Here is a 17792-nt window from a genome sequence, read left to right on the forward strand (position 1 = left end):
ATGAAAAGAATTTTGTATGTAGGCTGGTTAGGGTTTAACAATGTTGGTGATGAGTTAATGTGGCTATTGTTTCGCGACTTGTGTAGAGCTTATCTGCCTGAGAAAAAATATGATGTCATTCCGTCAATACCGGGCGTAGATATTCGGAATTCGGGTCCGTATGATGTTGTCGTGCTCGGCGGCGGCTCGCTGCTCATTCCAGGTTATATCGATGTTGCTTACCAAGCGGCTCGGAACCATAAAAAAGTAATGATTTGGGGCAGCGGTCATGATAGACAGGAGTTTCCTGTAATTGATGCCTCGGGAAAGGTCGCAGCCCATTTGGCCTACACCGGTGAGAACCTAGCAACGAATGAGAAATTAGCTGAGCTAGTGAAGATGTCAAAATATTGCGGTGTCCGAGGTCCGTTGTCCTATCAGTTTCTCGAGGATTCTGGCGTCCGAATGGAGCAGGCGATCATAAGCGGTGACCCGGCATTTCTGCTGCCTGCACCGTCGCCACGCAAGAATGGGCAGGCTAGCAGAACGATTGGTGTGAACTGGGGAACAGCTTATAATCGAATATTCGGTGGCAACGAGGAAAAGGTAGAGCAGCAATTGGTAGAGGCGCTGCGTATATTAATATCGCAGGGTTATCGCGTTAATATTTTCTCCGTTTGGGGTCCTGATAGAGAAGCTTGCAAGCGTCTATATTCGAAGCTGGGAAACCAGACGAATGTGGATCTTGATTTGGAGCTGTACCATCATGAGGATTTGATGGAGAAGCTTAAGTCCTATGCGCTGACGATCAATTTCAAATTGCATGCTAGCTACCTGTCAGCAGCGGCAGGGGTGCCGTTCGTAAGCCTTGGATATCGATTCAAATGCATAGACTTTGGCTGTTCGGTGGATCTTCAGGATTATGTGCTCTCCACCGGCGATACGGCACTTGGAGAAAGCATTCTGGACAGAGTAGCCAAAATTGAAAAAGAAACGGATATGATTCGCGAAAAGTTTTATTCGCATCAGAGCCGTTATCGTGAGCTGCTGAAAAAGCCATTTCAAGAAGAACTGTTTTAAGGAAATAGCTGCAACAGTGATATAGGAGCTGCCCGGAGGTTTATTAACCTTTGGGCAGCTCTTTTTTTAATAGACAAAGGATGGATATTATAGGAAGAAGGTTGACATCGAAAAATAGTTTATGATATATAAAAAGAAGGATTGGCACTCAAAGAGTTTGAGTGCTAAAATATAAGGTAGCGGTTTAATAAACGTTGAACAAGCCTTCCTGTTGCGTTACCTTTAGGCTTACTAATTATTGATGAATGGAAAGGGGATCTATCCATGTCCAAAAAACAGTTCAAAGCAGAATCGAAACGATTGCTGGAAATGATGATTAATTCCATTTATACGCAGCGCGAGATTTTTTTGAGAGAACTTATCTCGAATGCCAGCGATGCGATCGACAAGCTATATTACAGAGCGCTAACTGATGAGCAAATGGTATTCAACAAAGAGGATTATTATGTTAAAGTCGTTGCCGACAAGGCAAACCGAACATTAACGATCACCGATACAGGGATTGGCATGACGAAGGAAGAGCTGGAGAATAACCTTGGCGTTATTGCGAAGAGCGGCTCTTTTGCCTTTAAGAAGGAAAATGAGCTTAAGGATGGACATAACATTATCGGCCAATTCGGCGTAGGCTTCTACTCTGCATTTATGGTGGCGGATGTGGTTACCGTTGTGACCAAAGCTCTTGGCAGCGATGAGGCGTTCAAATGGGAATCAACTGGCGCCGACGGCTACACGGTTGAGTCATGCGAGAAGGACTCCGTTGGTACGGAAATTGTACTTAATATTAAGGAAAATACCGAAGATGATCAATATGATGAGTACTTGGAAGAGTACCGTTTGAAGTCGATCATCAAAAAATATTCTGATTTCATTCGCTACCCAATTAAGATGGATGTGAAAGGCCAACGTCCTAAAGCAGATGCAGAAAACGAGTTTGAGGAATATGAAGAAGAGCAAACCGTTAACAGCATGGTGCCGATCTGGCGTAAAAATAAAAATGAGCTGACATCGGAAGATTATGATCAGTTTTATTTTGAAAAACGTTATGGCTTTGACAAACCGATCAAGCATCTTCATATTAGTGCGGATGGCGCTGTTGTGTACAATGCGATTTTGTATATTCCAGAGAGCACACCTTTCGATTATTATACGAAGGAATATGAGAAGGGGTTGGAGCTTTATTCAAATGGCGTTCTAATTATGGATAAATGCTCAGACCTGCTGCCTGATTATTTCAGCTTCGTTAAAGGTATGGTTGATTCGGAGGATCTATCGCTCAACATTTCTCGTGAAATGCTGCAGCATGACCGTCAGCTGAAGCTGATTGCGAAGAACATCAACAGCAAGATCAAGAGCGCGCTGCTTGGCATATTGAAGGATGACAGAGAGAAGTATGAGTCGTTCTATAAAGCATTCGGCAGACAGCTGAAATTCGGCGTATATAATGATTACGGCGTGAACAAAGAAGTGCTGCAAGACCTGCTTATGTTCCACTCCTCGAAGGAGAAGAAGCTAGTTACACTGGACGAGTATGTTTCAAGAATGAGCGAGGATCAAAAGTACATTTATTATGCTTCCGGTGAATCGATTGAGCGGATTGATAGACTTCCGCAAACCGAGCTGGTAACGGATAAAGGCTTTGAAATCTTGTACTTCACGGACGATATTGATGAATTTGCCATTAAGATGGTTGCGAAGTATAAGGATAAAGAATTCAAGTCGGTATCAAGCGGCGATCTTGGTATTGAAGAGGACGAGAAGGACAAGGAAACGGCCGAAGAGCAGGATGCCAATAAAGAGCTTTTCGAGCAGATGAAAGAAATTCTTAACAATAAAGTAAAAAGCGTAAAAGCTTCAAAACGCCTTAAAACACACCCTGTGTGCTTATCCACTGAAGGTGAAGTAACGATTGAAATGGAAAAAATATTGAATTCGATGCCGAACAACCAAGATGTAAAAGCAGACAAGGTGCTCGAAATTAACGTGAACCATGAAATCTTCCAATCGTTGAAGGATGCTGCTGGGCAGGATAAAGTGAAGCTGGCTCTTTATACAAGCCTGCTTTACAACCAAGCGCTTCTCATCGAAGGTTTGCCAATTCAAGATCCAGTTGCGTTTACGAACGATATTTGCAAAGTAATGGTTTAATAGAGCAAGCGTAAAAAGCCCGTACGGGGTCATTCCCGTACGGGTTTTTTTTTCTATGACAGCACAATTATTTAACGAAATTTACATTCCGTCTATCGATTACACAAGGGAGACGAATTGAACAGGATTGCTTCCCCCTATGCTTTCATAAAATCGCCTTCTACGTATTGGAATTCCAGACTATTGATATAGTTGAGATAGCTACCGATAAAATTACACGAGGCGCGTGGTGTGCTTGCGCAAAATATAATAAATCATGGTATTGATTATTATTCCGGATATAATAGCACTACAAGATAAGAAATAATTGAATAAGAATGCAGAAACAAATAAATAAACAAATAAATAAACAATATTCATTGCATGAATCAATGTGAAGCCGCAGAGGAGGGTTTATAGATGATACGGATAAAACGCCGGCTAAACTTAATTACGCTTATTTTGCTGCTCATGTGTATTATTATTGTTCCGGTTCTTATCCAAGGTTATATGTTGGGCAAAGGAGCAGTTAAGCAAGTGGAAACGCTGTATGACAAATCGGTTTCGAGCAATATGGAGTCGCTCTCCATCAGCTTGGACTTTTATGTGAACCATATCGAGGATTATATTCGAACCTTGTCGCAGGATCAGGAATTACAGAGGCTGTTAAGTCGAAAAAATAACGCTCCCATAAATGAACAGGCGGTCAGAGACCGGCTGAAGTCGTTCACTGCTGCGTATCGGTTAAGAGTGCCCTTATACGTTCAAATTATTAACGATCAAGGGGAAGTATTCAGCAATAGCGTTTTGCATGACACAGAAGTTGAACGGTTAAAGCAAGTGGTGCAGCAGTTTAATTGGCCTTCCGAGAGGATACCTTATGATAATAACGTCATGTATCGCAATGTGGGCCCCAATTTTCACGACCTCTCGGAGGGGCAGAACGCATTTTATTTCACAAAAAATATTGTACATGGCAATTCGGCGCTAGGCCTCTTGAACGTAGAGGTCAACGAGAGCTTATTTCAGCGGCTGCTGCGCAAAATTCAACTGAACAGCTCAACCCTTGCATTCATAAGTCAGGAAGACGGCGAATTGCTCATTTCTAGCGAAGATGATGACGACCGCCTGCATGAGCTATCCAGACAGGCGATATCGAAGGCGAAGGTGGACGGTGGGGGATATGAAAGCTTTTTGATTCAGTGGAACGGCCAAAGCTACTTTTGCTCCATCCAGAACATTCCCTTCTTAAGATGGTATTTAATTGCGTTAACGCCGGAAGAGCTTTTGGCCAGTCCCACTAAGCAATTGTGGAGCCATACGCTCACGGTAACCGTGTCGTCCATTCTTTTGATTTCACTTATCCTGTATATATTCACAAGAAAAGCGATGATACCTGTGCTGAATTTATCGAGGATGGTTCGGAAAATACGCTTTAATGATGCTGGGCAGGGGCAGGATGTCATTGGAAATTTCCAATACAAAGGCTTGGAGGAAATCGAAATTTTATTCTCGGGCATTCAGCAAATGCTAAGCCGGATTAATGAACAGATTGAGCGAATTAAAACGGATGAACGGGAAAAGTCGAGCCTGGAGCTCAATCTCTTGCTGTCCCAGATCAAGCCTCATTTCCTGCATAATTCGATTAATTCGATCCGTTGGATGGCGGAAATGAAGGGCGAGAAGATGATTGCCCAGACTCTTGTTAATTTAAGCAGCATGCTGAACTATACACTAAGCAAATCACGAACCATATGGAGCACGGTCGGCGAGGAAATGGATTATGTCAGAAGCTATATTGCGTTTCAGGAAAAACGGATGTTCATCAAAATTGAAACGATATGGGATGTGCCGCATGAGGTGCAGGGTGCAAGAATATTGAAGCTGACGCTGCAGCCGATTGTCGAGAATGCAATCATGCATGGATTTACTAATCTTGATGGAATTACGCCACAGCTGACGATTACTTGCGCGATGGAAGGGGAGCAGATACGGGTGGAGGTTATAGATAACGGAGTCGGAATTGAAGAAGGCTCCATTGCCGGTATGCTGATAACGGATTCCAATGAGTACGAGGATGAGGAACGAACCTCGGGGATCGGGCTTAAAAATGTGCATCGTCGCTTGCAGCTGGAGTATGGCGAGAGGTATGGCATCGAAATTCGAAGTGTAGTGGGTAAAGGGACGAACGTAACGCTTACCTTTCCCTATATCGATCATAATGGAGGAGATTCGGAATGAAAGTGATGATTATTGAAGACGATATGCTAGTTAGAATGGGGATCAAATCATTAATTCCTTGGTCTGAAATGGGGCTCGAGGTCGTCTGCGAAGCCAGAGACGGAGTTGAAGCTGTTGAGCTGTACGAGAGATTTCTGCCGGACATCGCACTAGTGGATATTCTGCTTCCCAGAATGAATGGGCTTGATTTTATTGAGAAGGTAAAGCCCTTAAATCCGGACGGGGAATTTGTTATTTTGACCTGCAATCAAGATTTCGAAACGGTTCGCAAATCGCTGCGCCTGGGCGTTCATGACTTTATTGTAAAATCCACGATGGAAATTGAAGAGCTTCAGCTTATTTTGAAGCAGCTGACAGCGAAGATGAAAGCCAAGCTGCTGGAGCATCATTTTCAGGAAGAAGGGACGCCGGAAGCGGGTTCAAGATTCGTTCGTAAAGCCAGCTTATTAAGAGATTGGCTGCACGGCTTGTATAACAGTGAAGAGACAGAAGCGTTTGCCGAGAAGCTGGGAGAGTATAAATATTTTCTGCAAAAGGGAGAATATGAGGCATGGGTTGTGGCGTTAGATCCTTCTCAGGATGAACCCAAATTAACTTCCCAAGAAATCGTTAAAATAGGCCATTCGATTGACCATATGGCTGTTGAACTTTACCGCAGCAGGCTAATTGGGTTCGTGGAAAACATAAATGATAACCGATGGCATGTATTGGTAAGCAGCACGAATAGCTCGGATATCGACCCGAAGCTGTTGATCGACTCGGTTTCGCAGTATATGGGCCATACTCTATCCATTGCTGTGAGTAAAAGGTTTACAGACTGGCGGGAGTGGACCGTGTATGATCGTTTTGCTAGCGACCTGCTAAGCCTCAAATATTTTTGTGAAAATGACCACCTGTTTCAGGGCGAGCTGCCTGAAGCAACGCTTTCCGATGCCGTGTTTATTTGGAAAAAGGCGATAATGAACAAACTGTCCAGCTTTCAATACGAGCAGGCAGGAGATCTGCTTGCAAACCTCAAGCAGGTCGTCGGCCCGCCATATCCCAAACCAAACCTGCTGCACAATGTACTGGAGGATATTTTATTTCAACTGAAACAAATCTGCGAAATGTCGGGACGGCGTCCATCGGAGACTTATTTCCAAAGATCTGAGCTGCTGGACTGCGTTTCATTAACGCAAGCGGTGCATTTGTTATACAACGCTATCCATGTGCTGCAAGAACCGGCATTCAAAGAGAAGAACGGCCATGAAAGAAAGAAGTTTGTTGAAGCCACCGAAATGTTTATTCAAGAGCACAGGTTTGATGAAATTAGTTTAAATGCCATCGCGATGCATCTTAAAGTAAGCCCTGTATATCTCAGCAGAATATATAAGGAAGAGAAAGGGATTTCTTTCAGCACCGCTGTTTTGACAGCCAAGGTGGAGCAGGCCGAAACGATGATCCGCAGCGGAATGACCTTAACTGAGGTTTCGGACAAGCTGGGCTACCTAAACTTAAGCTCGTTTACCCGCATGTTTAAGAAAATTAAGGGGATTGCACCCTCACACTATGCAGATGCTGAAAAGAATTAAAAGATGTTAACTGCGGCTTGAAAAATGATAAATGGTATCCTCTTCGGATATAAAGTGATAAATCAAATGGTTGGCTTAGGAGATTCATCTGCTTATGGAAAGCTTCTATACTAGGAAGCAAGACATCAACTAACGAAAGAAGGAAGGTTTCCATGAGAATGAGAAGATGGTCTGTTTTAAGTATAGCTTTAATGATGCTGGTTACAATGTCGCTTTCTGCATGTTCCAAGAATAAAAATGAAAGCGCTTCTACAGGTGGAGAAGGACAGGAGAAAGTCAACATTGTTTTCTGGAATTCAGGGTTTGCGACCATTGATGAAAATAACAAAGCGAAGAAAAAAGAAGACTTCTACATTTCTCAGGCTGTTGCCCGATATGAGAAGGCCAATCCCAATGTGAAGATTGATGTGCAGGATGTTCCATCCGGAGATGAGCTGTTTGCTAAATTCCAAACGGCCAGCATTGCCAAGAACGGTCCTGATTTAACGGTACTCTGGTCAGGTTCCTATATGCTTCGGTTTAAGCAATTTTTAGAGCCGATGGATAGTTACTTTTCAGGTGAAGAAAGATCCAGAATCGTTGGATGGAGCGCAACAACGGAAGACTTTACGGCCGATGGCAAAGCCTATGGCGTTCCATTTGGGACAGACGGAACTTTTCTTCTAGCGTATAACAAGAAAATTTTTGCGGATGCCGGAATCGATCCCATTGCCCAGCGCCCGAAAAATTTTCAACAATTTGTAGCTATGCTGGAGAAAGTGAAGACGAAGGATATTACACCGCTTGGTTTATTTAAAGACAGCTTCCTTCATGTACCGGACTATTGGATTGCTCAAACGGTGGATATTCCGGGCCTGGACAGCTTGGTCAAAGGCACAACCAATTTCTCCGATCCTAAGCTGGTGAATGTCATGAAGGGCTGGCGCGAACTGTTCGAGAAAAACTTGGTCATTGCCGATGATTCAGTTCGACAACTGTTTATTCAAGAGCAGCTCGGCATGACGGTTGGAGCAAATGCGGACATCTTGAACTTCAGCAAGGAGATGGGCGACAAGGTCGGCTTTATGAAAATTCCAGACTTCAGCGAGGATGTCAAAATCCACGATGGCGGTCCTGGCGGGGTGGGCGCTGCGTTTGTGGTGACGAACTACTCAGAGCACAAGAAAGAAACGGCTGATTTCGTCAAATTCCTGATGAGCAAGGAAGAGCAAATCAACAAAATCAAATCGGGCGAAGCACGTATTACAGTCGTCAACGATGTGGATGTGAACGAGTACGTATCCGATCCGCTAGTGAAAACGATGCAGGATATGGCCAATGAACCAAGCACTATTTTCTGGCCGGACAATGTTTACCCAGCGGAGCTGACAAGCGAGATGATGTCGCTGCAATCCCTAGTTTCCAGCGGGAAAATGACGGCAGAGGAATTTATGAAAAAAATCGACCAGAAACGCGATTCGCTTCTAAAAAATAAATAGGCGGTTAAGGAGCGGCCTTCATAGGAAAGGAGGTCGCTTCTACCAAAAGGCAAGGAGGAATAGAAGGATGGGTCTCAAGCAAGAACGATGGGTAGGTTTGTTCTCCTTGCTGCCGGCTTTTCTGTTACTAGCTGTATTCGTAGGTTATCCCATGTTCAACACGTTTTTTCATAGCTTTACAGAATGGGATGGGGTCACTTCTACGTTTGTTGGCTGGGATAATTTTAAGACGATCCTCAGTAATGGCGATTTGCCGCTTATGCTGCGTAACAATCTGATCTTTTTATTATCGGTACCGGGCATCTTGTTCATATCGCTTACGGTGTCGGTTCTGCTGCATGAGGAGGTTCCGGGGTGGCGCTTGTTTCGTTCAGTGTATTACTTGCCGGCTATCCTCTCCTCGGTCGTTATCGGTTTTTTGGCAAAATCCATGTTTACGAATAAAGGGATCGTGAATACGCTTCTGGAAAATGCCGGACTTGGCGCGTTTACGACGGATTGGCTGAATACGGTGCCGACCGAATTTATGATCTTGATTCTATGTTTTTACTGGCAGACGCTAGGCCAAGGAACGCTCATTTTTTTATCGGGGCTATCTTCGATCTCCAATGAATTGTTTGATGCGGCCAAAATAGACGGAGCCAATTGGCGTCAGCGATTAATGTACATCGTCATACCGTCGTTATATCCAGCGATATTTTACTTTACGATCGTCAATGTTATTTACGTATTTGTCGGGCTGTTTGGCCTTGTTTATTCGATCACAGGCGGCGGGCCCGGTTACGAGACAACACCGATCGATTATATGATTTATATTCAAGCTTTCCGAAGCGGAAATATGGGCTATGCGAGCGCGCTTTCGGTATTCTTGTTCTTCATTGTTATGTTCATTACCTGGATTCAGTTGAAAATATCCAAGCGCTTGGAGCAATAGGAGGACATTATGAAAACAGCCTCTAGAAGAATGGTTAGATTTCTGATTTTTATCGTGCTCGCTGTCATTGCCTTCATGGCGATGTATCCGTTGTTCTACATGGCTATCAGCAGTATGAAGCCGACGATAGAATATATCAAACATCCGATGGGTCTTCCAAAAACGTGGTATTTTGATAACTTCATCGCACTGATTTATCGCTTCTCTCTCGTTCGGTTGTTTGGCAATACGCTCGTCTACGTGGGACTTAGCTTAGTTGCTTCCCTAGCCTTGTCTATTCCGGCAGCCTATGCTTTTGCCAAATTAAAATTCAAATACCGCAACGGGTTTTATATTATTATGATCGCTACGATGACCATACCTGGTATTACTTTTATCATTCCAAACTATTTGTTGATGTCAAAGATCGGCTGGACAGACCATATCATATCCGTGGTGACCATCTGGTCTGTCTCGGCTATTCCGAGCACGGTCTTCTTACTCACTTCATTAATGAGAGCTATGCCCGACGAAGTGCTCGAAGCGATAAAAATAGACGGCGCCAAATATCATCAGGCGATGTTCAAAGTGATTTTGCCCATGAGCTTGCCGGGCGTGGTCACGGTATCGATCTTTAATGCGACGAACTGGTGGAACGATTTGTTAACCCCGCTGATCTATTTGCAATCGGATGGCTTAAAGACCGTAACCGTTGCGGTAGCGACTGTGCTCAACCGGTTCAGCTCAGACTACCCGCTGTTATTGTCAGGGCTGTTGCTTGCTTCGCTGCCGCCCATTGCGATTTATATTATTTTTCAAAGCTATATTCGTAAAGGGCTGGTTATTGGAGCTGTTAAATAAACGATATCGAATGAGGATAGGAAAGGATGTCATCACATGAGTACGAAGCAAGGACGCCTCTTATCAAAAGTAGCGATTATTACAGGAGCGGCATCAGGAATCGGTAAAGGAACGGCGCTGCTCTTTGCTGAAGAAGGCGCGAGTCTTATCCTGGTTGACATCAACGAGGAGAAATTAAACGAGGTAGCTGCCGAAATTCGCCAAATGGGCGGAAGCTGCGAGATCGTATGCGGCAGCGTGGGCCTGATGAAGACGGCTGAAGATGCTGTGGCAAGCGCGGTCAACGCTTACGGCGGGCTTGATATCGTTTTTAACAATGCGGGCATTATGCCTGTTGGCGATATTTTGGATTATGAGGAAGAAACTTGGGATGAAGTGCTGCAAGTTAACCTGAAGTCGATGTTCTTAATGTGCAAAAAGGCGATCCCCGAAATGCTCAAGAGAAATGGCGGTTCCATCATTAATACATCTTCAGTTATGGCCTCCTTAACGGAGCCAGGCTATACCGCTTATTCTGCTTCCAAAGCAGGCATTATTGGTTTAACCAAAGAGATTGCCGTCTCCTATACCGAGAAGGGCATCCGCTGCAATTCGATTTCGCCAGGCTGGGTGGAGACGGATATGAACGTCCGTCTTGCCGAAAGCATGGGCGGAATGGATAAATTGTATCCCATCATCAAGCAGCAGCAGCCGCTCGGAAGAATGGCAACGACGCGCGAGGTTGCGTATGCCGTGTTATTCCTAGCCTCCGACGAATCTGTTGTCGTTAGCGGCTCTAATTTAAGTATTGACGGAGCAGCATCGGCTGCGATTTGATAACAAGCCCTCATTCAAAATCATTCACTCTCATATGGAGGTTATACCTATGGCTAAAATTAGTATTATCGGAGCAGGATCTGCCATGTTCTCCCTCAGCCTAATCAAGGACATCTGCTTGACGCCTTCTCTTGAAGGCAGTGTCGTCAGCTTTATGGATATCGATGAGCAGAGATTGGAAAGCGCATATTCCCTTTGCGAACGCTACGCCAAAGAAGCTAATATCCATCTGGTGCTGGAGAAGACGACGGATCGTAGAGAATCGCTACGCGGAGCCGACTTCGTCGTGCTTGCTGCACTGGTCGGAGGCCATCAGCGTTTGAAGGACGGATGGGATATTGCCCAGAAGCACGGTTATCGGTTTGGCGGGAGCCTGCATGTGATGCATGACGAAGGCTTCTGGATTAATTTCGATCAGCTGCGGCTGATGGAATCGGTCATGCTGGATATTTTGGAGATTTGTCCGGACGCTTGGTATATGCTCGTGTCCAATCCGGTCATGGCGGGCGTAACCTACTTGCAGCGCAAGTATCCACAGGCCAAGCTGGCAGGCTTCTGCCATGGTTCTAACGGGGTAAAAGCTGTGGCTGAGGTAATTGGACTCGACCCGAATCATATTACGTATGAGATTCCAGGCGTGAATCACTTTATTTGGCTGACCGAGTTCCGATACAAAGGGGAAAATGCATTTCCTATTTTGGATCGTTGGATCGAAGAAAAATCGGCTGCTTACATTGAGAACTGCGCTACCTGCGACTGGTTAGGTCCCAAAGCGCTTGATCTCTATAAGAAATTCGGCGTATTTCCAATTGGCGATACGGGAAATCCGGGCGGAGGCTCTTGGCCAGCTTGGCACCATGCGGATCAAGAAACGGAGCGTCTCTATAAGGAAGACCCACAGGCTTGGTGGCGGGATCTTTACTTTGCGGGAGGTGCAGCTGGCGTAGAGAGAATCCGGAAAGTTTCTGAAAATACGACAGAAGCAGTTATGGATCATTTCCCGCCGGTGCATTCGTCAGAACCGATGATTCCTTTTATTGAAGCGATAGCCTGTGATGTGCCTAGAGTGATGATCCTTAATATATTGAATGACAGCAACTACGTGCCGGGCATCCCGCTCGATTTTCAGGTGGAAATTCCTTGTTACGTCAGTGGAATCGGCGTTCAAGGCATTAAGACCAAAGGCTTGCCTAAGCCTCTGATTAACTTTGCGCTTCGCGATCGTGTCGCACCCGTAGAGATTGAGCTGCAGGCCTATGATAGCGGGAATCTTGAAGATCTTGTCCAGTTAATTATGATGGATCCGTGGACCCGTTCCGAGAAACAGGCTCGTGCGCTGCTGGATGATATTCTTGAACTGCCCAGCCTTGCTGCGATGAGACAGCACTTTAATTAAGGAGGCAGGCAGAATTGGCTATCGAACAGTTTGAGCTTTATGGGGAAACGGCAATAAGGGTAGGGAATGAGGAGCTGGCGTTCACGCTGGTACCGGCTTGGGGAAGCAACCTATTATCTTTGCGATTAAAAAATAAAGATCTTGAATTGCTGCGATTTCCAGAAAATCAGGAGATGTACAAGGCAGATCCTATCTTGTATGGCCTGCCGATCCTCTTCCCTCCCAATCGCATTGCGGATGGCAGGTTTGCATTTAATGGCAGGGACTATCAGTTTGATATTAATGATGCTGCTGAACACAATCACACCCATGGCTTATTATTTGATGCGCCATGGAAGATTTTACGGGCAGAGGCAGAAGGAGAGAGGATCGTACTGGAGACGATCATTCATTCCGATGAGCATGAAGCGATTTTAGCTCGGTTTCCACATTCATTTAGTGTTCAAATGAGTTACATCTTGGAGCGGGCAACGCTCACGATTAAAGCGACAATCAGCAGCCGGGATGCCGCGCCATTTCCTTGGGGACTCGGCTACCATACGACGTTTAATAATCCGTTTGATCCCTCAGGGGATCTGGCGCAGTGCCGATTTTCTCTGAATGCGGATAAGCAGTGGGTGCTGGACGAACGTTTCTTGCCAACTGGCGAACTAGTGGATATTCCTTATTTGGAGGAGCTGCGCGAGGGGAAAAGCTTAGTCGAGCACGCGCTGGACGATGCGTTTCAGACAGCGGGAACGGGAGCCAATGAAGCGGTGCTAACCGATCTGAATTCCGGCATTCGCGTTGTGTACAGCGCGGACGAGCAATTTAAGCATTGGGTGGTCTACAACCATGATGCACGGCAGGGTTATTTGTGCCCAGAGCCTTATACCTGGATAACGAATGCACCAAACTTGCAGCTTCCGCAGGAGCTGACGGGCTTCCGTGTTCTTCAGCCTGGCGAGCAAGTGACAACAACAACACGAATTCGGATTGAAGAGGTGATTTGAGCATGTCTTTGCGCAGTGACCGATGGTTTAAACACCCGTCAAAGGAAACGCGATTCCAGCATCTGTCGGCCATGAGGGCTAATGGGCATGTTCCCGAATCATTTGTAGGCAAGCCGATTATTGGCATCTTCAACTCATGGAGTGATTTGAATAGCTGTAATGCGCCCCATAAAGAATTAGTCGAATTTGTTAAACGTGGAGTGCTGCTTGCAGGAGGATACCCGCTTGAGATGCATACAATCACGACGCCTGCTGATTTTATGAAGCCTTCGGATCTGCCTTATCGCAATTTGATGGCGATGGACGTTGAGGAATCCATTCGAGCATTGCCAATTGACGGCGCAGTGCTGCTTTGCGAATGCGATAAGACAACACCCGCCCAGCTTATGGGTGCAGCGAGCAGCAATATTCCTTCGCTGCAGCTTGCTGCCGGTCACCGGGCATCGGGTTCCTTTCGCGGGAAGAAAGTGAATTATGGGACGGATCTTTGGAAGCTGATGGATGATTACAATGCGGGCCTTCTGACAGACGAGGAATGGAGCGAACTGGAAAAATGCATTTCATGCACGCAGGGCGGATGTCCCGTCATGGGCACCTCCTCTACCATGAAATGCTTGTCGGAGATTCTCGGCATGATGCTGCCGGGCACTTCCACGATTCCGGCCACACATGCCAGCCGTAAATGGGCAGCCGAAGAAACGGGCAAACGAATTGTTGCGATGGTTAGGGAAGAGTTGACTCCGGCTCGTCTAATGACGGAAGCTGCATTTGATAATGCCATCAAGCTGCTTGCAGCGCTTGGCGGCTCTACCAATGCCGTTATCCACTTAACTGCGATTGCAGGGCGGCTCGGGATCCATATTCCCTTAAAGAGATATGAAGAAAGATCAATTGAAATTCCGCTTTTGGTCAATCTTCAACCAAGTGGAGAGCACAGTATGGATGACTTTTTTGAAGCAGGCGGACTTGGCGCTGTGATCAGAAGGCTGCTGCCCCAGCTCGATGCGACCTGTCTGAGTGCACTGGGAACTACGCTTGAAGAATGTTATCGCGATTATCCCGCTTACCGGGATGATGTTATTTATTCTCTGGCCGAACCTTATAAAGTGGAAGCGGGCATTGCTGTACTAACAGGTAATTTGGCGCCTTCGGGAGCTATTCTGAAACGAGCAGCTAGTTCCTTAATTAATCATCAACATAGAGGCCAAGCGATTGTATTCGATAGCTATGAAGAGATGAATGAAACCATAGATAGCGAACAGCTGGAGGTTGATGGAACCTCGGTGTTAGTGCTGCGAAACTGCGGACCGGTGGGAGCAGGGATGCCCGAATGGGGAGCGCTGCCGATTCCGAAGAAGCTGCTAAAGCAGGGAATTCGGGATATGGTACGAATCAGCGACGCCCGAATGAGCGGAACTAGCTTCGGAACGAATATTTTGCATGTTTCACCGGAAGCCCAGCTTGGAGGGCCTATCGCTGCCATTCGAAGCGGAGATTGGATAGTGGTAGACCTCGATCACGGTACGCTTAGTGTAGAGCTTACGGACGCGGAAATACGCGAGCGTTTGCAGGATTGGTCGCCTATTCGTCCCCATAAGCGAGGGTTTATGAAGCTGCATGCGGATCATGTTTTGCAAGCCGACGAAGGCTGCGACCTTGCTTTTCTGCGTCCAAATTCCAAAGAGGAAGTTAGCTTTATAGAACCAATCGTCGGAAGAGGCTAGTGGGAGTTAGTCATTCACATACATGGAATGCTTCGAGGGGGAAACAACGATGAACAAAGCTCAAGCGTTTGCGGCTAGTCTTGGCCTGCCGGACAAAGAGCAGTATCAGCTCGCGACAAGTGCTAAAAGATTTGAAGATGGAGCCCATTACCGTGTGGAAATCCCTTCGGTAGAGGGTCCTGCAATAATGGAGAGCGTTATTGAAGAAGCCAAGCAATTTGGACTAACGGTCAACCGCGTCTCTCAGGGCAGCGGAATTATGCTGTTAAGCGATTCCGAAATTAGCGATATGGCCCAAATGGGCATAGCAGAAGGGATGGAGGTATGCCTCTTTGTTGGGCCGCGAATGAGCTTCGATATTGGAGCGATGTCTCTTAGCAGCAGCGGAAAGCTGCTAGGCGGGCGGCACGCCGGAATGGATCAACTGCTCTATGGATTGGAAGAAATATTTCGTGCGGCTGAATTAGGCATTCGAAGCGTTCTTGTGGCGGATGAAGGCTTATTATGGCTGATCAATCAAGCGAAAATCAAGGGACAGCTGCCAGCCAATTTAGTCGTTAAGATTTCAGCGCTGATGAGTCCGACCAATCCGGTAAATGCTCGGATTTTTACGGAGCTTGGCGGCACTACTTTGAATTTGCCTGGCGATATTACACTTCCACAGCTGTCATCGATTCGAACCGTGGTTGATGCTCCGATTGATCTCTATATTGAGTCGCCGGATGACTTGGGCGGTTTTATCCGCAACTATGAAATTCCGGAAATTGTAAGAATCGCTTCACCGGTTTATCTGAAATTCGGGCTTCGGAATGCTGTTAGCGTGTATCCGGCGGGGATTCACAACAAGGAGCTGGCCATCGCCCAGTGCAGGGAGAAAGTGCGCAGAGCTCATTTGGGTATTCAAGTTCTCGACAGGTATCATTCGTCTGCCATTCAATCCGACAGTTTTGCCGAGGGGTTGGGAATTCCTTCAGTGAGCTAAAGCGATAACCCAAGGGATGGAGTGAATAGAGAAATGACTATAGAGCAGACTTATTTGAATTTTATTGATGGAAAATGGAGCGTATCCGCAACCGGAAGGTTGACGGAAAGCATTAATCCTGCGAATTCGTCTGAGATCGTTGGATATGTGCAAGATTCCAACGAAGCGGATCTTGATCTTGCGGTGAATGCCGCTAATCGTGCCAAAGAAGCATGGCGCAGGCTCTCGGGCGCAGCCAGGGGCGAATATCTGTTCAAGGCAGCCAACCTTTTGGAGGCAAGACTGGAAGATATAGCTGGAACTATGATGCGCGAGATGGGCAAGACCCTTGCGGAATGTAAAGGTGAAACGGCTCGTGGAGTTGCCATTCTTCGTTATTATGCCGGGGAAGGCATGCGGAAGACAGGTGACGTTATTCCTTCAACTGATCATGAGGCGATCATGTTCACAACTCGAGTGCCTCTAGGTGTTGTAGGTGTCATAACGCCGTGGAATTTTCCGGTTGCGATCCCGATGTGGAAAATGGCACCGGCGCTTATTTATGGCAATACGATTGTCATAAAACCAGCCATTGAAACGTCGATTACGGCAGCAAAGCTGCTTGCATGTTTTGAGGAAGCAGGCTTTCCGCCTGGCGTTGTCAATATGGTCACAGGTGACGGTGCCTTAATTGGAGGCGGTATTGCCAATCATTCCAATATTCAAGGTATTACCTTTACGGGGTCCAATAAAGTAGGGAAGCAGATTGGCCAAGCGGCTCTTTCGCGTGGAGCCAAGTATCAATTGGAGATGGGCGGTAAAAATCCGCTTATCGTCGCTGAAGATGCTAACCTCGATCTTGCGGTAGAAGCAGCGATTAGCGGCGGTTTGAAATCCACGGGACAAAAATGTACGGCTACGAGCAGGGTCCTCGTGCAAGCCTCTATTTATGAAGCGTTCCGGGCTAAGCTGCTGGATCAAGTCAAACTATTGAAGCTGGGAAATGGGAAGGATTCCACCACATGGATGGGGCCTTGTGCCAATGAAAAGCAGCGTAATACCGTTCTTTCCTACATTAATAAGGGAATCGCGGAAGGAGCGAGCCTTCTCTATGGCGGAAGCATACCGGAGGATGAGGAATTGTCGAATGGCTATTACGTGCAGCCGACCGTCTTCGAAAAGGTAACCGTGGATATGACGATTGCCAAGGAGGAAATTTTTGGTCCGGTTCTGGCGCTCATACCTTTTGTGGACTTGAAGGAGGCTTTATCGCTGGCCAATGACGTGGAATATGGACTGAGTGCCTCTATTTATACACAAAATATTAGCCATATTCTGACCTTTATCTCGGACATGGATGCAGGCTTGGTACGCATAAATGCGGAAACGGCAGGTGTGGAGCTGCAGGCTCCATTTGGCGGAATGAAGCAATCCAGCTCGCATTCGAGAGAGCAGGGGCAAGCGGCAATCGAATTTTTCACCTCAATTAAAACTGTTTTTTTGAAAGCTTAATGTAAATAGGAAAACAAGAAAGTCCCAGTGAAGCAAGAGTTCACTGGGACTTTTCAACTCAACTTTCGCAGCTTGAAATCGGTAGTAGCGGAGAAGGTTGCTATAAGCTGCCGTCGTAGTTTTTTTGTTATGCGGCACACGGCT

General features: G+C 46.3%; 13 protein-coding genes. All 13 read left to right on the forward strand.

Going from position 1 to position 17792, the window contains the following annotated elements; genetic code table 11:
• The 13 genes from AC1DM9_RS00270 to gucD all read left to right on the forward strand — a co-directional run bounded on the left by AC1DM9_RS00270 (nucleotide 1) and on the right by gucD (nucleotide 17648).
• On the forward strand, nucleotides 1–1059 hold the full coding sequence (locus AC1DM9_RS00270) for a polysaccharide pyruvyl transferase family protein (protein ID WP_477577980.1): 1059 nt from the start codon (nucleotides 1–3) through the stop codon (nucleotides 1057–1059).
• 264 nt (nucleotides 1060–1323) lie between these two features.
• A complete protein-coding gene (gene htpG / locus AC1DM9_RS00275; protein WP_477577981.1) occupies nucleotides 1324–3204 on the forward strand; it encodes a molecular chaperone HtpG in 1881 nt (626 codons plus the stop codon).
• A 399-nt stretch (nucleotides 3205–3603) separates the two neighbouring features.
• The gene (locus AC1DM9_RS00280) at nucleotides 3604–5424 is read left to right on the forward strand and encodes a cache domain-containing sensor histidine kinase (RefSeq protein ID WP_441885075.1); all 1821 of its coding nucleotides are present in this window, start codon (nucleotides 3604–3606) and stop codon (nucleotides 5422–5424) included.
• Nucleotides 5421–6995, forward strand: a complete 1575-nt coding sequence (locus AC1DM9_RS00285) for a response regulator transcription factor (protein ID WP_477577982.1) — start codon at nucleotides 5421–5423, stop codon at nucleotides 6993–6995. The genes AC1DM9_RS00280 and AC1DM9_RS00285 overlap by 4 nt, the downstream gene beginning before the upstream one ends.
• 152 nt (nucleotides 6996–7147) lie before the next feature.
• Nucleotides 7148–8473, forward strand: coding sequence for an ABC transporter substrate-binding protein (locus AC1DM9_RS00290; RefSeq protein WP_477577983.1), 1326 nt, complete (start codon nucleotides 7148–7150; stop codon nucleotides 8471–8473).
• A 67-nt stretch (nucleotides 8474–8540) separates the two neighbouring features.
• Nucleotides 8541–9407 carry a carbohydrate ABC transporter permease gene (locus AC1DM9_RS00295; RefSeq protein ID WP_083681827.1) on the forward strand — a complete coding sequence of 289 codons (867 nt, stop codon included), beginning with the start codon at nucleotides 8541–8543 and terminating at the stop codon, nucleotides 9405–9407.
• 9 nt (nucleotides 9408–9416) lie between these two features.
• Entirely contained in the window at nucleotides 9417–10247 is an 831-nt protein-coding gene (locus AC1DM9_RS00300) for a carbohydrate ABC transporter permease (RefSeq protein WP_339205068.1), read from the forward strand.
• Nucleotides 10248–10283: 36 nt separating this feature from the next.
• Nucleotides 10284–11063 carry an SDR family NAD(P)-dependent oxidoreductase gene (locus AC1DM9_RS00305; protein WP_477577984.1) on the forward strand — a complete coding sequence of 260 codons (780 nt, stop codon included), beginning with the start codon at nucleotides 10284–10286 and terminating at the stop codon, nucleotides 11061–11063.
• Between the two features lie 49 nt (nucleotides 11064–11112).
• Complete coding sequence (locus tag AC1DM9_RS00310; protein ID WP_477577985.1) at nucleotides 11113–12459, forward strand: family 4 glycosyl hydrolase; 1347 nt, start codon at nucleotides 11113–11115, stop codon at nucleotides 12457–12459.
• 14 nt (nucleotides 12460–12473) lie between these two features.
• Nucleotides 12474–13451 carry an aldose epimerase family protein gene (locus tag AC1DM9_RS00315; protein WP_477577986.1) on the forward strand — a complete coding sequence of 326 codons (978 nt, stop codon included), beginning with the start codon at nucleotides 12474–12476 and terminating at the stop codon, nucleotides 13449–13451.
• A 2-nt stretch (nucleotides 13452–13453) separates the two neighbouring features.
• Nucleotides 13454–15175, forward strand: a complete 1722-nt coding sequence (locus AC1DM9_RS00320; RefSeq protein WP_477577987.1) for a dihydroxy-acid dehydratase — start codon at nucleotides 13454–13456, stop codon at nucleotides 15173–15175.
• Nucleotides 15176–15224: 49 nt separating this feature from the next.
• Complete coding sequence (locus AC1DM9_RS00325; protein WP_477577988.1) at nucleotides 15225–16157, forward strand: hypothetical protein; 933 nt, start codon at nucleotides 15225–15227, stop codon at nucleotides 16155–16157.
• A gap of 33 nt (nucleotides 16158–16190) precedes the next feature.
• Nucleotides 16191–17648 carry an alpha-ketoglutaric semialdehyde dehydrogenase GucD gene (gene gucD, locus AC1DM9_RS00330; protein WP_477577989.1) on the forward strand — a complete coding sequence of 486 codons (1458 nt, stop codon included), beginning with the start codon at nucleotides 16191–16193 and terminating at the stop codon, nucleotides 17646–17648.
• The last annotated feature ends 144 nt before the right edge of the window (nucleotides 17649–17792 follow it).

The sequence above is a fragment of the Paenibacillus sp. 01T431 genome (assembly GCF_056398625.1).

Coding starts and splice junctions, on each gene's coding strand:
- AC1DM9_RS00270 (WP_477577980.1), top strand. CDS start 1: ATGAAAAGAATTTTGTATGTAGGCTGGTTAGGGTTTAACAATGTTGGT.
- AC1DM9_RS00295 (WP_083681827.1), top strand. CDS start 8,541: ATGGGTCTCAAGCAAGAACGATGGGTAGGTTTGTTCTCCTTGCTGCCG.
- AC1DM9_RS00280 (WP_441885075.1), top strand. CDS start 3,604: ATGATACGGATAAAACGCCGGCTAAACTTAATTACGCTTATTTTGCTG.
- AC1DM9_RS00310 (WP_477577985.1), top strand. CDS start 11,113: ATGGCTAAAATTAGTATTATCGGAGCAGGATCTGCCATGTTCTCCCTC.
- AC1DM9_RS00325 (WP_477577988.1), top strand. CDS start 15,225: ATGAACAAAGCTCAAGCGTTTGCGGCTAGTCTTGGCCTGCCGGACAAA.
- AC1DM9_RS00300 (WP_339205068.1), top strand. CDS start 9,417: ATGAAAACAGCCTCTAGAAGAATGGTTAGATTTCTGATTTTTATCGTG.
- AC1DM9_RS00290 (WP_477577983.1), top strand. CDS start 7,148: ATGAGAATGAGAAGATGGTCTGTTTTAAGTATAGCTTTAATGATGCTG.
- htpG (WP_477577981.1), top strand. CDS start 1,324: ATGTCCAAAAAACAGTTCAAAGCAGAATCGAAACGATTGCTGGAAATG.
- gucD (WP_477577989.1), top strand. CDS start 16,191: ATGACTATAGAGCAGACTTATTTGAATTTTATTGATGGAAAATGGAGC.
- AC1DM9_RS00285 (WP_477577982.1), top strand. CDS start 5,421: ATGAAAGTGATGATTATTGAAGACGATATGCTAGTTAGAATGGGGATC.
- AC1DM9_RS00320 (WP_477577987.1), top strand. CDS start 13,454: ATGTCTTTGCGCAGTGACCGATGGTTTAAACACCCGTCAAAGGAAACG.
- AC1DM9_RS00305 (WP_477577984.1), top strand. CDS start 10,284: ATGAGTACGAAGCAAGGACGCCTCTTATCAAAAGTAGCGATTATTACA.